This is a genomic window from uncultured Fretibacterium sp. (assembly GCF_938030725.1).
Lineage (GTDB): Bacteria > Synergistota > Synergistia > Synergistales > Aminobacteriaceae > Fretibacterium.
Genome location: NZ_CALHIQ010000084.1, coordinates 1 through 14,635, shown reverse-complemented (window position 1 = coordinate 14,635; position 14,635 = coordinate 1). Strand labels below are relative to the sequence as shown.

General features: G+C 67.3%; 12 protein-coding genes. 5 read left to right on the top strand and 7 right to left on the bottom strand.

The genetic code is table 11. The features are described 5' to 3' along the window. Positions 1–26: 26 nt before the first annotated feature. Entirely contained in the window at positions 27–2,564 is a 2,538-nt protein-coding gene (locus Q0629_RS05050) for a DUF3160 domain-containing protein (protein ID WP_298779748.1), read from the top strand. Then, a complete protein-coding gene (gene amrB, locus Q0629_RS05045; protein WP_298779746.1) occupies positions 2,557–3,351 on the top strand; it encodes an AmmeMemoRadiSam system protein B in 795 nt (264 codons plus the stop codon). The genes Q0629_RS05050 and amrB overlap by 8 nt, the downstream gene beginning before the upstream one ends. Here amrB and citX read toward each other — a convergent pair. Next, a complete protein-coding gene (citX, locus tag Q0629_RS05040) occupies positions 3,329–4,606 on the bottom strand; it encodes a citrate lyase holo-[acyl-carrier protein] synthase (protein ID WP_298779742.1) in 1,278 nt (425 codons plus the stop codon). The two genes, amrB and citX, sit on opposite strands and share 23 nt — an antisense overlap. A 226-nt stretch (positions 4,607–4,832) precedes the next feature. Between citX and citC the strand changes: the two genes are divergently transcribed. Beyond that, on the top strand, positions 4,833–5,828 hold the full coding sequence (citC, locus tag Q0629_RS05035) for a [citrate (pro-3S)-lyase] ligase (protein WP_298779740.1): 996 nt from the start codon (positions 4,833–4,835) through the stop codon (positions 5,826–5,828). Positions 5,829–5,907: 79 nt separating this feature from the next. On the opposite strand, the gene Q0629_RS05030 is transcribed toward citC, so the two are convergent. From Q0629_RS05030 to Q0629_RS05010, 5 genes are all read right to left on the bottom strand, one after another. Beyond that, a complete protein-coding gene (locus Q0629_RS05030; RefSeq protein WP_298779738.1) occupies positions 5,908–7,215 on the bottom strand; it encodes an SLC13 family permease in 1,308 nt (435 codons plus the stop codon). 129 nt (positions 7,216–7,344) lie between these two features. Further along, positions 7,345–8,172: a hypothetical protein gene (locus tag Q0629_RS05025; protein ID WP_298779735.1), complete on the bottom strand. Its 828-nt coding sequence runs from the start codon at positions 8,170–8,172 to the stop codon at positions 7,345–7,347. A 6-nt stretch (positions 8,173–8,178) separates the two neighbouring features. After that, positions 8,179–9,741: a histidine ammonia-lyase gene (gene hutH, locus Q0629_RS05020; RefSeq protein ID WP_298779732.1), complete on the bottom strand. Its 1,563-nt coding sequence runs from the start codon at positions 9,739–9,741 to the stop codon at positions 8,179–8,181. A gap of 322 nt (positions 9,742–10,063) precedes the next feature. Further along, a complete protein-coding gene (mnmE, locus tag Q0629_RS05015; protein ID WP_298779730.1) occupies positions 10,064–11,434 on the bottom strand; it encodes a tRNA uridine-5-carboxymethylaminomethyl(34) synthesis GTPase MnmE in 1,371 nt (456 codons plus the stop codon). After that, a complete protein-coding gene (locus Q0629_RS05010; protein ID WP_298779728.1) occupies positions 11,418–12,755 on the bottom strand; it encodes a hypothetical protein in 1,338 nt (445 codons plus the stop codon). Before Q0629_RS05010 ends, mnmE begins: the two co-directional genes overlap by 17 nt. Positions 12,756–13,000: 245 nt before the next feature. Here Q0629_RS05010 and Q0629_RS05005 point away from each other — a divergent pair, with 245 nt between their 5' ends. Together Q0629_RS05005 and Q0629_RS05000 are read left to right on the top strand one after the other, a co-directional pair. Beyond that, positions 13,001–13,606 (top strand): M20/M25/M40 family metallo-hydrolase, encoded by a 606-nt coding sequence (locus Q0629_RS05005; protein ID WP_298779725.1) that lies wholly within the window; start codon positions 13,001–13,003, stop codon positions 13,604–13,606. A 106-nt stretch (positions 13,607–13,712) separates the two neighbouring features. Then, complete coding sequence (locus Q0629_RS05000) at positions 13,713–14,438, top strand: phenylalanine--tRNA ligase beta subunit-related protein (protein WP_298779722.1); 726 nt, start codon at positions 13,713–13,715, stop codon at positions 14,436–14,438. A gap of 69 nt (positions 14,439–14,507) precedes the next feature. On the opposite strand, the gene Q0629_RS10165 is transcribed toward Q0629_RS05000, so the two are convergent. Next, entirely contained in the window at positions 14,508–14,630 is a 123-nt protein-coding gene (locus Q0629_RS10165; RefSeq protein WP_366123106.1) for a hypothetical protein, read from the bottom strand. Positions 14,631–14,635 lie beyond the last annotated feature (5 nt).

The window sequence follows — 14,635 nt, the reverse complement described above, 5'->3', positions numbered from 1 at the left end:
GGCTAAGACGTTCGGCGATTTGCCCCTTGTTTGCGCTGCTCCTGGCAGCGCTCTTGACGGGCGTCGCCGAGGCCGCTCAGCGCTGGGTGGTCACAAGCCCCGTGGCGCCGGTCTTCGAAGAGCTGAAGGACGCAAAGGCCGCGCCCGACGGCCGATGGGAGGCCTACCAGCCGAAGGAAGAGGAGAACACCTTCTGCATCGCCTACGGCGACACCCTTGATGCGGAGCCCTCGAAGCAGGAGGGCTGGCTCTCCATCAAAGCCGGGCCCGACGGGACGGAGATGCTGGGCTTCGTGGAGCAGAAGCTCCTGGCCCCCATGCCGGAACACGAGGGCTTCGCCCCGCGTCCCTGGCAGGTCCTGAAGGACGGCGCCATGCCGTACCTCCTGCCGGGGAGCCTGCCCCTCTCGGACTATTCGAAGTTCACGCTTCCCCGGGGCGCCGTGGTGACGGCACTGGGCCAGAAGAAGGGTGAGGACGGCGCCCTGTGGGTCCTCTGCACCTTCTACACGAACTACGATGAGGGTCCCGATCGCGAGGCCCTCTCGGCGCTCCAGGAGAAAGCGGAGGCCTCGAACCCGGAGTTTTCGGGCTCCGACAGACGCCAGGCCTGGCTGCGCGCAGAGGACCTCAGGGACCTGTCCGCGTCGTCGCCCGACCTGACCCGCGTCGAGGAGGAGAACCTGCCGGCCTCCCTGGAGGCGGAGGCCCGCGCCGCCCTTCTGAAGAACGGCTTCTACCTCGACCCGGCCCCTCAGCTTCGAGATTTCATCAACGAGGACGACCTGGTGGACTGCTACTCGGACATGGACGAGCTGACGGCCAAGTTCATCACGGCGGACCTGCCCATGCACGCCTTCCACCTCTACTTCGACCGCTCCCTTCAGAAGCTGGAGGAGAAGGCCCTGGCTCCCCGCGTCACGGGGCTGCTCAACGCCATGAGGGACGCCGCCGCGAAGCTGCCGAAGCAGCTCTCCGCCTCCGAGCCGGGACGGACGGCCGTGGCCAACGTCAAGGGCTTCATCGCCCTCGGTCTCTACCTGGCGTCGAACGGCAAGGGGAACGTTCCGGCGGAAGTCCGGGAGTTTGCGGAGGGTGCGATGCGCGGCTCCGGCATCCTGGAGACCAACCCCTTCACGGAGCTGCCGCAGGACCTCTCCCTCTTCGAACCCAGAGGCCACTACACGATGAACGACGGGCTCAAGGCCTACTTCCGGACCACCTACCTCCTGGGCACCGCCTGGCCGCTGGACAGCGAGAACGGCGCGGCGGCAACGCTCATCCTGAACCACATCCTGAGCACCCCGGAGGTCCAGAAGCGCTGGCGCGCCCTGGCCGACCCCATCTCCTACCTGGTGGGCAGCTCCAACGTCAACTCGTGGGACGACCTGTCCGTGGCCCTCAAGCCCTTCAAGCTGGGGGACCTCGCCAAGCTGGACCGCGTCAAGGCGCTCGTGGAGGCGCTCGATGCGGCAGGGAAGAAGAGCGTCATTCAGAAGCTCGATGGCAAGAAGTTCGCCGTCCTGCCCCGACGCGTCACCTTCGACGCGATGGTCTTCGACGCGCTGACCTTCCCCGCCACGAGCACGCGTGAGGACATGCGGCCGCTCCCGGACCCGCTGGACGTCATGGCGGTGCTGGGCTCCCCGACCGCTCAGGCCGAGATGAAGCCGAACGGGAAGTTCAAGGACTACGAGAAAAATCAGCGGGCCATGGCCGACCTCTGGGAGGCTTACTCGACCGGTAAGGACGGCGACAACGTCTACACGGACGTCCTGAAGTTCGTCCGGGCGTACCTCGCCGAGGCGGGATCGAAGCAGTTCTTCGCCAACCGTCCGGCCTGGGGCTACAAGAAGCTCATCACGGCCGAGGCCGCGATGACGGAGCTGAAGCACGACACGATCCTCTACGCGGAGCAGAGCGGCGCGGAGATGGGGGACGGAGGCGGAGACCTCTGGATCCCCGGCCCCTTCAAGCTGCCCATCCCCCGCAGCTACGTCGAGCCCGTTCCGGCGCTCTACAGCGCCCTGACAGAGGCCGCGGACCGCCTTGTGGAAACCCTGACGAAGCTCCTGCCCAAGGAGAACGAGAAATGGCGGGAGTACTACGCGGCGAACCTGATGTCCTTCGCCAAGGACATGCGTGGGCTGACGGCGATCGCCGAACGCGCCCTGGACGACTCCATGACCTGGGAGGACTTCGAGCAGCTGCTGAGCTTCAGGCTGGCCTCCGTCCTGCCCGAGGACATCGGTGAGATCGTGGGCGAGGAGGCGCAGCGACAGCTTCGCATGGCCCTCGTGGCGGACGTCGCCACCTCCGTTCCGACGGGCGAGGTCCTCTTCATGGGCACGGGAACGCCCAGGAAGCTCCGGGTCTACGTCAACGACAAGTCGGGCGGATTCCGCGTCACGGAGGGCTACATGTTCTCCTACTACACCTTCACGACCCCGATGGGGGAAAAGCGGATGGACGACGATGAGTGGAAGGCCCTCGTCTACGACGAGAAGCGTCAGGACGAGCTGAAGACGGCCCTCCCCTACTGGCAGAACAAGGTCAATGACTAGCTTATCGAATCGACTCAGACGGATTGCGGCGGCCCTGGCGGCCGCCGCCTGTCTTGTTTCCGCGGCGGAGGCCGCTCCCCGCGTCGTCGGGGCCCTAGCCCCACACCACAGCGTGGCCGGAGCGATGATCGACCACCTCTACGAGCGGCTAGCCTCGGAGGACGCAACCCCGGCCCGCGTCGTGATCATCGGCCCGGACCACTTCGGCCGGGCCCGCGCGGGCGTCGTCCTGGGCGCGCCGGACTGGAGGACCCCCGCAGGGGACCTGCTGCTGTCCGGCGACGCGGCGGCTGCGCGCGCCCTCTCCTGGGCCATGCCCCGCCAGGACGACGCCGTGCAGCGGGACCACTGCGTCACGGAACACATCCCGCGCGTCCAGCGCTTTTTTCCCGGCGCGGAGGTGTTGTGCCTCCTGGTGCGGACCGGCGCCAGCGACATGGAGCTCCTGCGCGCGCACCGCGTGCTGACGCGCCTGCTGCGCCAGGAGGGGGGCGTGGTGCTCCTGAGCATGGACCTGTCCCACTACAAGCCGCGGGCCGAGTCCGACGCGGAGGACGACCGGACCCTGGCGGTCCTGAGGGGCTTTCGCACGGGCGAGATCGGTGGGCTGGACGTGGACTGCCGGCGCGGCGCACGGCTCTTCCTCGCCTTGATGCAGACCCTGGGAAACGGGGAAGCCGTCCTGCTGGAGCGCAGCAACTCCGACGACTACGCCTCGCGCCCTTCGCCGCGCACCACGGGACACGCGACCTGCCTCTACCTCCCTACAGCCCCGCCCGCTCCATAAAGAGGGCCAGGGCCAGGAGGTCCGCGGACCCTCCGGGGCTGAGGTTCCGGCGGATCATCACGCGGTCCATGCCCCGCGCTGCCCAGGGGTGCATCCCCTGCGGCAGGCAGAGGGCGGCCCGCGCCATCGCCCGGACCAGGAGGAGCCCTTTCCGTCCGCCGCGATACAGGAGGTTAGTGTCCGTGCAGCGCGCAAGGAGCCCCAGGAGCGCCGTCAGCGGCCCCTTCGCCTCCAGAGCGGCCCGCGCCCGGAAGGCCGTCGGGAACCCGGCCATGGCCTCCTCCACCGCCCCGCCTGCGCCGTAGCGGGTGCGCACCGACGCGCCGTGGGACCCCTCGCCTCCCCCACGCCTCTGCCTCGCCAGGGCCGCCGCGCGCTGAAGGACGTCCCGCCCGTCAAGGAGCGACGCCCCAAGCGCCCCCAGCAGCAGCCCCAGGGCGAAGATCGCCCCGCGGTGCGCATTGACGCCCCCCGTGGCCTCCATCATCGCGGCCTCCGCCTCCACGCCGATCCCCCGCAGCGGGAGGAACCGGTCCGGCTCATCCATTCCCGCCCTGAAGAATCGCTCGAAGTACGGGCGAAGCGCCCTGGCGCTCCTCTCCAGCATGGGGAGGTCCATGTCGCGGTGGGCGCCGTTGTTCGACCGGTCCACCAGGCCGGGCTTCGGCGTGAGGCGCGCCTCCTCCAACAGCGCGGCTTCCGCCGCCTCCGCAAAGCGCGGCGCAGCCCAGCCCATCAGGAGCGCCCGCGCTGCCGCCTCGACGGCAGCCAACCCGTGGGCCCGGCTGCGGGCGCAGTCAAAGGCCGGCCCGCCGCACACAATGCAGGTGCGGGGCACGGCCCTGGAGAGCTTGTGTCCCTCCCCGTCCAACACGTCCACGTCGAGGAGCCGCCCCACGGGCGCCTCCGCCTCGACCGCCTCCCCCAGGGCCTTGAGAGCGGGCGCCTCCATCCGGAACGCGAGGAGGGCCTCCGGCCCAGCCGCATCCCGCCTCACCTCCATGGCCAGGGGCGGGGGCAGACGCGCCTCGAGCTCGTCAAGTCCATGACGGAAGGCCAGTTCGATCAGGGGCGTATCCTTGACGGGGCCGGGGACGTTCATACAAAGGCTGACGAGGGGCGTTCCCCACCGCGCCAGCAGAGCCCGCTGCGCCGCCTGGCGCCGCTCCCGTGCCTGCAACACCTCTTCCAGCCCCACGGCCCTCGGCGCAAAAAACTCGATCCTCCGTCCGCCCCTTCGCTCCCCGCCCGTCATCCCAATGTCCCCTCTCAAAGTGCCGCCCTGCTCCGGTAAGGCGCGCCCCGCTTTCGGTACGGCTCAAATGATATAATAAAATTTGTGTTTTATGAGAGTAAAACCCTGCGACTAACGGTTTTAAAATAGAATGAAAAGCGCGGATTTTCGAAACGGACTTACAGGGCCTGTGCCGTTGCAGAGGCAGCGGAGCAACGGAATCCGTGTTGTGCGGGAGGTGGTCGTCATGGGAGAGGTCAGCGTGGACGCGATCTATCGGCCGGAGAGGGACCCGGAACTGGCGGCGCTCCTGAAGGCGAACGACCTCACGCTGCCGGAGGAGGCGGACGAGGGCGTAGGGCTCTACGAGGACGGGCGCCTCGTGGGGTGCGGCTTCCTGAAGGGGAACCTGCTGCAGGGGGTCGCCGTCGACGCGGCGCACCGTGGGGAAGGGCTCTCCGCCACGCTCATCACGGCCCTGATCCAGAGGGCCGTCCAGCGCGGCATCACCTATTGGCAGGTGATCACCAAGCCCGACATGGAGCGTTTTTTTGCAGGCCTTGGATTTCGCAGGGTGGCGGACGCACGGCCCTACGCCGTCCTTCTGGAGGTCGGAAGCGGCAGCGCCTCGGCCTACGCGGAGGGCCTTCGGCGTCAGGCGAAGGGCCGGCCCGCACCTCACGCCTGCGTCGTGATGAACGCCAACCCCTTCACGCTGGGACATCGGCACCTCGTGGAGCGGGCCGCCTCGGAGAACCCCTGGGTATGGGTGTTGGCCGTGCGCGAGGACCGGTCGGAGTTCCCCTTCGACGTCCGATTCCGGCTGATGCGCGAGGGCACGGCGGACCTGGCCAACGTCGAGGTCCTGTCGGGCGGCGAGTACGTCATCTCCGCGCGCACCTTTCCCGCCTACTTCACGCGGCAGGAGTCGCTGGCCGCGGCGCAGGGCGCGCTGGATGCAGCCGTCTTCTGCGACCTCGTGGCCCCCGCCCTCGGCATCGCGAGGCGCTACGTGGGGACGGAGCCCTTCAGTCCGTCCACGGCGCGCTACAACGAGGCGCTCCTCGAGCGGCTGCCGAAGTGCGGCATCCAGGTCGTGGTGGTGGAGCGGGCCTCCGCAGGGGGAGAGGCCATCAGCGCATCGCGGGTGCGGGCTGCGCTGGCCGCCCAAGACTGGGGCACCGTTCGGGCCATGACGCCGGACAGCACGTACCGATACCTCCGGGAGCGGCGTCCAGGCTGACCCAGGGGCAAAAAAAGGGGCGGGGCGATGTTTTCGCCCCGCCGGCCGAGGGTCAGGCCCGGAAGCCTGCGGCGCCGCGCTACAGGTACTGCGACAGGATGATCGCCGCGACCATCAGCGGGATGTTGAAGTGCAGGAACGTGGGAACGCAGGTGTCCCAGATGTGGTCGTGCTGGCCGTCCGCGTTCAGGCCCGCCGTGGGGCCGAGGGTCGTGTCGGAGGCCGGGGAGCCCGCGTCGCCGAGGGCCGCCGCTGCCGCGATCAGGAGGCACGTCGCCGGCGTGGAGAAGCCCATGTGCTTGCAGAGCGGGACGTAGAGCACCGCCAGCACGGGGATCGTGCCGAAGGAGGTGCCGATGCCCATCGTCACCAGGAGGCCGATGAGGGTGATCATCGTCGCCGCCATGACCTTGCTGCCGCTCATGGCGTTGGCCGCCGCGTGAACCAGTTCGTCGACGCCGCCCGTCTGCTTCATGACGCCGGCATAGCCGCCCGCGATCAGCATCACGAAGGCGATCATGCCCATGAGTTTGATGCCGCCCGCAAACTGGTCGTCGATCCTGCTCCAGGGGACGGCTCTCAGGGCGAACATCACCACGAGGCCGCTCAGGGCGGAGAGGGGCAGGGATTCGGTCCAAATCTGCACCGCGACCACAACGAAGATGGCCAGGACCGTGATCCAGTGAGCCGGCTTCAGTTCCTCGGAGATGGCGTCCGTGGCCGACGTGTCCACGTCCAGCGTCTTGTACTCGCGGGGAGCGGCGTAGGAGATGAAGATGGCGATCAGCAGGCCGAGGAACATCGCCACGCCGAGGTGCCACGTGTAGTGCCAGACCACGGCCGTTTCGATGGGCATGCCGTTCTCGGTCATGTTCTTTGCGATGATGCCGTGGAAGATCGTGCCGAAGCCGAAGGGGATGGCGATGTAGGGCGCCTTGAGTCCGAAGGCCAGGGAGCAGGCCGCGCCGCGGCGGTCCAGCTTCATGCGGTTGAACATGGCCAACATCGGCGGGATCATGATGGGGATGAAGGCGATGTGGATGGGGATGAGGTTCTGGGACAAGCAGCTGACGCCCGCCAGGATCAGCAGCAGCACCGCCCGCCGGTCTCCCATCAGGCGGGACATCTTCTTGCCCATGATGTCCGCAAGGCCCGTGGTGGCGATGGCCGTGGCGAAGGTGCCAAGCAGCAGGTATGCCAGGGCCGTCTCGGCGTTGCTGCTGAACCCCTCCGTGATGATGCCCATCACGTCGCGGAACGGGATGCCGCCCACCAGGGCGCCGGCGTAGCAGGCCACCAGCATGGCCGCCAGGATGTTGAGCTTGAAAAGGCACAGCACGCACAGCACGATGACGGAAACCGTTACCGGGTTGGTCAGAATAGACAATCTAAACCCTCCTTTTGTCTGAATAAAGTCCGCAAGGTCAAAGATGTGGCTCACAATGCGCCTCGGCCTAGGGGGCGGCCCGTCCGCCGGCCGCTTCCGCCCCTCTTAAAAAATTATAGCATCACGGCATCACCTCACCGCATATAGGTCAAGCTCGACCTCGACCGGCTCGTCCAGGGAAACCGGCCCCTCGATAAAGGCGCTCCGCACCGCCCCATCCCGCCGGACGACCGAGGCGGTCAGGGCCCCGGCGGGCTGGACGTACCGCCTGCAGAATTCGCCGTCCCGGACCTCCATGCTCTCCGCCACCGCCGCGGCCAGGCTGCCGGACCCGCAGCTGCCCTCCTGGAACAGCGTCCCCACGGAGGGGACCTTGACGAACGGCGTTAGCCGCGCCTCTCCCGCCGCGTCGAGACGGTTCAGGAAGATGACGCCATAGGCCTCAAGCCCGGCCATCCCCTTAAAGGCCGGCTCCGCGCGGTGGAAGAAGTCGCGGCTCGGAACCTCGTCCCAAACCACGAGGTGAGCGATGCCGCCCAGGTGGACCAACGTCCCCCCGAACTCCGGGACGGGGCGAGCCGCAAGGGGCAGGGGCATCTCCGTCCGCGCCGTGCCCTCCGCCCAGTCCACGTCCACCGCGATGGGGTGGCTGCAGCCGCTGACCTCGATCCGCACCCTCTCAGGCCGAGGGACGCGCCCTGCTTCCCGTGCGGTCCACATGCCCCAGGCACGGGCCGCGTTGCCGCAGAACTCGCCCCCGGCCATCTCAAGCCGGGCGGCACCGCCCATGAGGGGTGCGGAGGCGAAGCCCACCTGCTCGACCTTCATCTCCGGCAGGGCGGCGATCAGCTTTCCCGCGGCGTCGGCGCGCAGCGCGCGGTCGACGGGCGTCAGCACGAAGAGCGTGGCGTTGCCCGCCGGGTCCGCGCGGACGACCTTCAACCTAACGAGGCTCACGACGGCCTACTCCAGGTCGGGGACGTGCGCTCTCACGATCTCCAGGAGCTCGCCGCTGCGGACCATCCTCTCGACCTCCGCGATGTCCGGCCAGATCTCCCGGTCCACCTCGTAGAAGGCCACCCGCTCGCGCACGTGCTTCAAGAGCGCCTCGTGCAGCGGCGTGATCCCCTGGCCGTGGGTGTCCAGGCGGCGGCGGATGTCGATGGCCTGACAGGCCGTCAAGAGCTCGTCCGCCAGCACGGAGAGGGTGTTCTGCACGATCCAGCCGGCCTTGCGCGCGGCGGTGGTGCCCATGGAAACGATGTCCTCCTGGTTTGCGGAGGAGGGGATGGAGTCCACGGAGGCCGGGTGCGCCAGCACCTTGTTCTCCGACACCATGGAGGCCGCGGCGTACTGGACGATCATGAAGCCGGAGTTCACGCCGGCCTTCGTCGTCAGGAACGGGGTGAGGCCATTGGAGAGCGCCGCGTTGACCATGCGCTCCGTGCGCCGCTCGGAGATGTTGGCAAGCTCGGAGCAGGCGATGCCCAGGGTGTCGAAGGGGATGGCCATGGGCTCGCCGTGGAAGTTGCCCCCCGAGATGACGGCCTCGTCCTCCAGGAACAGCAGGGGGTTGTCCGTGACGGCGTTCAGCTCGATCTCCACCTTGTCCAGCACGTAGTCCAGCGCGTCGCGCACCGCGCCGTGGTACTGGGGCACGCAGCGCAGAGCGTAGGCGTCCTGCACCCGATCCCCCTGGCAGCGGTCCAGTATCTCGGACCCCTCCATCAGGCGGCGCATGTTGGCGGCCACCCGGATCTGCCCCCTCTGGCCGCGGACCTGGTGGACGCGCGGGTCAAAGGCGTCCTTCAGGGCGGTCAGCCCCTCGAAGGACAGGGAGGCGATGACGTCCGCCAGCTGGGCCGCGCAAATCGTGTCGTAGAGGGCCAGGGCCCCGACCGACGTCATGGCGCAGGTGCCGTTCGTCATGCCCAGGCCCTCCTTGCAGGCCAGCGTGCTCAACGTCGGGATCCCTGCCTTCTCCATCGCCTCCGCTCCGCTCATCTCCACGCCCTGATACAGCGCCCGCCCGCGCCCCAGGAGGGGCAGCGTCATGTGGGCCAGCGGCGCCAGGTCGCCGGAGGACCCAAGGGACCCCTTCTGGGGGACGACGGGCGTCACTCCCCGGTTCAGCATCTCGACGAGCATCTGCACCAGGACGGGCCGCACTCCGGAAACCCCCTCGCACAGGGCGTTGGCCCGCAGGAGCATCATGCCGCGCACCACCTCGGCGGCGTAAGGGTCCCCCGTGCCCGTGCAGTGGCTCAGGATCAGGTTCGTGGAGAGCTGGTTCGACATCTCCTCCGGCACCGCCACCTTCTGAAAGTCCCCGAAGCCTGTGGTGATGCCGTAGGCCGCGCGCTTCTCCCCCACGATCTTCTCCGCCAGCGTCCGGGATCGCTCCATGGCGCGGAGGGCGGACTCGGCCAGCTCCACGGAGGCGCCAAACCGCGCAACGGCGACGAAGCCCTCAAGGGAGAGGCTCTTTCCATCCATCACAACGCGCTTCACTGCAGAAGGGTTCATGATCATCGGCCTAACCTCGCTTTGTTTTTTACATACCCACCGGCACAAGCTTCTTGCGGGGGCTGGAACGAACGGAGCTTAAAACAAGCTCAAGAGAATCATGCAGCCAACGGCAATCAAGGTGGATACGGCGCCCCTTTACTGCGCCCTGTTAAACTGGTGTTTTTTCAGATCAGTAAATTTTAAATAGTGGCATTTGTTTATTTAATTGTAGTTTACTATGGCGCGGACGAAATGTAAAGGCGGGGAACAAAAAAACGGCGGGTCAAGGCCCGCCGCTTTCTGTCGTTGCGCTCTCTTAAAGGTCTGCCTCGCTGCCGGCCTACTTGCCGACGCAGAAGCGGCTGAAGATGGAGTCCAGGAGGTCGTCGTCCGCTGCGATTCCCAGCGTGCGCTCCAGGGCTTTCCTGGCCGTGCCCAGGAGGGACGCCGTCACGTCCTGTCCCATGTCGGCCTCCAGGACCCTCTGAGCCTCCGCGATGGCCTCCGCGCAGGCGCGAAGCTCCGACAGTTGCCGTGCCGTGACGTTCAGCCCCACGTCCAGTGCTCCACCCGCCGTAGCGATGGCGACGATGGCCTCCTTGAGGGCGTCCAGGCCCTCCCCCGTCTTGGCGGAGATGGCGAGCGTCCTCCCTTCCGGGACGATGGCCCGCAGGTCATCCTCCGTCACTGCAAGGGCCTTGTCCGCCTTGTTCAGGACGATGATCGACTCCCGCGTCCCCAGGCTGCGGATGTAATCCCGGTCCGCGTCCTCCAGGGGGGCGGAGCCGTCCAGGAGCCACAGGCAGATGTCCGCCTGCTTCAGGGCCGCCCGCGCCCGCTCAATGCCGCTGGCCTCGATCTCGTCGGAGGGGACGCGCAACCCCGCCGTGTCCACCAGCCGGATGGGGATGCCCCGATAGGTGACGGTCTCCTCGATAATATCCCGCGTCGTGCCCGGCACGGCCGTCACGATGGCACGGGACTGCTTCAGCAGGGCGTTCAGGAGGGACGACTTGCCCACGTTGGGGCGGCCGGAGATGACCACTCGGATGCCCTCCCGGAGCAGCAGGCCCAAGGAGCAGCGGTCCTCCAAGTCCCGCAGGCTGATGCGCAGCGTTTCCAGTGCGTCGTGCAGACCGATCGGGTCCAGGGCCGGCGCTGCGTCCTCCGGGAAGTCCAATCCCACCTCAAGGTCCCCCTGCAGGGTCAGGAGCTCGTCGCGGATCTGGCGCACGAACTCGGAGAACTCCCCCGACAGGGTCCGCGCCGCGGCCCGCAGGGCCTCCTCGCTGCGGGAGCGGATGATGCCGAGCACGCTCTCGGCCTGGGACAGGTCCATGCGCCCGTTCAGAAAGGCCCTGCGGGTGAACTCCCCCGGCTCCGCCATGCGGGCCCCCCGCCGCAGCAGTCCCTCAAGGCACAGCTGGGCCACCAACGTTCCCCCGTGCGTGTGGACCTCCACCACGTCCTCGCCCGTGAAGCTGTGAGGCCCTGGAAAGTGGACCGCCAGGACCTGATCGATGGCGTTGTCCGCGCCGTCCAGGAGGGCGGCCAGGCACATCGTCCGGGGCGGGGGGAAGCCCTTCGGCCCAAAGCGCAGGACCGACCGGGCCAGCGGCACGGCACAGGGGCCGGACGCCCGCACGACGGCGATGCCCGCCTCGCCCCAAGCCGTCGATATCGCGGCGATCGTGTCAGACGGAGCGTGCATGGCTGACGACCCACTCCTCGGCCTGAGCGCGGTTCGTCACCCGCCCCGTGCCGACGGCCACGTCAAGCCCGTCCAAAAGAGCGCCGATGATGCGCCCTGGAGCCAGCCGAAGGAGGCTCATCACCTCGTCCCCTCCGAGGAAGCGCGAGGCGCCCCCCGTCTGAAGCGCCACGGACTTGAAGCGGCGCAGCACCTGGGCCAGACGCCATCGATTGTCGGACAGCGTCTCCAGGTGCGGCAGGCCCTCCGCCCGCGCGATGCAGCCCGCGAAGTCAAGTCCCGCCGCCATCGCGTCGGCCCCGTGCTCCAGCACGGACCGGCACAGGTCCTCCTCCGTCCGCGGCTCGTAGAACCTGCGGTAGCCGTCGATGATGGCCTGCGCGGCGCGAATCGTTTCCGCCGGGATGTTCCACTGGCTCAGGAAGGAGGAGGTCAGCGCCTCGTTCTTCCTCCGCTCTCCTTCGTCCCCGGCGTCCAACGACCTGGTGCCGATGCGGCTGAAGAGCCCCGCCAGGATAAAGGCCTCGTCCTGCATGATCTTGTGGGTCGGCAGACGCCTCTCGATGACGGACAGGGTCGCCATGACGTGGCTGAAGAGCGTCCTTCCGCGCCCGTCCGGCACGGACTTCAGATCCTCCAGGTCCTTCAGGAAGAAGGGCAGCAGGTTGTAGTGGTCGCAGAGTCTGATGAAGCGCCAGGGGCGCTCCTTCATGCCCTTGATGATCTCCCGCCCCCAGCGTTCGGCGGGGATGGCGTTCATGCGGTCCGAGTGGCCCCTAAGGAAATCGCGCACGTCCATGTCGGTCCGCCAGAAGACGTCCATCCCCAGCTCCGCCGCAAAGCGCAGGATGCGCACAATGCGCAGCGGGTCCCTGTCGATCAGGTCCACGTCGTCGCCCGTCAGGCGGATGACGCGGTTTCGGATGTCGCGGCGCCCGCCGAAGGGGTCCACCACCCCGCCGTCGCTGCGCAGGGCGATGGCCTCGATGCTCAGGTCCCTGCGTGCCAGGTCGTCCGCGATCGTGTCGCCCTGGAGGCTGTAAGCCCGGAAGGGCGCGCCCAGAACCGTCCCCCGGAGGACGGGGAACGTCCCTTTGGCGTCAACCGTCGCGCTATCCAGCCTGTCGCTCAGAGAGCTCAGGTCCCTTGCGTCCACGGCCAGCGTCATGACCTTCGGATCGATGCCCATCTCGATCATGCGGGCGGAATCTCCGACCAGCCAGGCCTTCACGCCGGTCCTCTCCACCGTCTTGAGAACGCGCAGATGTTTCATCTCCACCACCTCCAGAAAACCGCACCCAGGAAGTGTGCCGCCGGTCATAGACTCCCCCTCCTACTCCTTAATATTTATTGAACTGCTTTCTACTGCAACATAAGTTTAACCCAAAAGCGTCTATATATCCAGAAGAATACTGCTTATATTAAAATTTAACAGCAGTGACTTTTGACGACGGGGGCGGGGGCGCAGCTCCTTCCCACGCCCATCAATTTATGCTATCATTTTTGAACACAGTCAAGTTTTTAACGTGGCAAAGCACCCCGTACACGACAGGAGGAAAGATCACTTTGAAGGAACGGATGAACCGCTTTATCGACTCCCTCAGGCCGGAGCTCTCCCGGATGTCCGACGACATCTACGACCATCCGGAGGTTGGCCTGACGGAGCGGCATGCGTCCCAGTTGCTCACCGCGTGGCTTGAGGAGCGGGGCTTTGCCGTGGAGCGCGGCGTGGGGGGGCTTGAAACGGCGTTTCGGGCCGTCTGGCGCCAGGGGGAGGGCGGCCCCCGCATCGGACTGCTCTGCGAGTACGACGCGCTCCCAGCCCAGGGGCACGCCTGCGGTCACCAGATGCAGGGGCCCTGCATCCTGGGAGCGGCCACGGCCCTGAAGGACGGAGGCATCAAGGCGCCCTTCAGCGTCGTCGTCTACGGGACGCCGGCGGAGGAGACGGTGAGCGGAAAGGTCCTCATGCTGAAGCACGGGGACTGCTTCCACGACATCGACGTCGCCCTGATGATGCACGGCAGCGGCGAAACGACGACGGACGTCAAGTCCATGGCCCTGACCAGCTTCACGGTGACGTACCACGGCCGGGCGGCTCACGCGGCCATCCGGCCCGAGGAGGGGCGCAGCTCGCTGGACGCCATGATCCTCGCCTTTCAGACTGGATGAAGTACAGCTGGCGCGTGTTCTGCTGGTGGGTGGTGCTGGGCTGCATCCTGGTGGCCGTCGCTCAGGCGATCAACCTGGGGCCCTTTTAACTTGAGGAGAGGACACGATGAAACGACTGATCCTCGACGACGCCTTTCAGGCGCTCTTTCCCGACGCGGCGCTGGCGGTGCTCTGCGTGCACCTGGGGCCTGAGGCCCGCCGTCCCGCGGAAGCTCAGGCCGGGGATATCCGGGCCCTGCTGGCCCAGGCCAACCTGGAGGCGCGGAAGCACCTGACCTCGGACGTCATTTCGGAGAACGCCATCCCCGCAAGCTGGCGAGAGGCCTACCGAAGGTTCCCCACCAAGAAGGGAGCCCGCTGCTCCATCGAGAACCTGCTGAAGCGCGTCCTGCACGACAAGCCGCTGACCTCCATCGCCCCCACCGTGGACCTGACGAACGCGATCTCCCTCCGATACGGGTTCCCCATCGGGGCGGAGGACCTGGACGCCTTCGTTGGCGACCTGCACCTGGGGGCCATGAAGGGGACCGAGGACTTTCTGCCCCTGGGCGAAGATGCCCAGGACCCGCCGCTCCCCGGAGAAATCGGGTACTACGACGAAGCCGGTGCGGTGTGCCGCTGCTGGAACTGGCGCGACGGCCGCCGAACGGCGGTGACGGACGGCACCGTCAACGAGTTTATCGTCATGGAGTGCATCGAGCCCCACCGTATGGAAGACTTGAGGGCGGCCCAGACGGAGCTGACGGACCTGCTGAAAAGATACGCCGGCGCAGAGGTCCTGGCCAGCGGGCTCGTCACCGCGCAGGCCCCTGAGATGGTCATCGCAGGCTGACTTCGCGCGAGGGCGGCCCCGGAAATATCCGGGGCCGCCCTCGCGTCCGTCGTCAAACAACCTTTGGGATTACTGGAGCACCTCAAGCTCCTTGCTGTAACGGTTCAGCCTCTCGCAGCCCTCCTCCGTCACCAGGACCAGGTCCTCGATCCGCACGCCAACGTCGTCCTTCAGGTAGATGCCCGGCTCGATGGAGA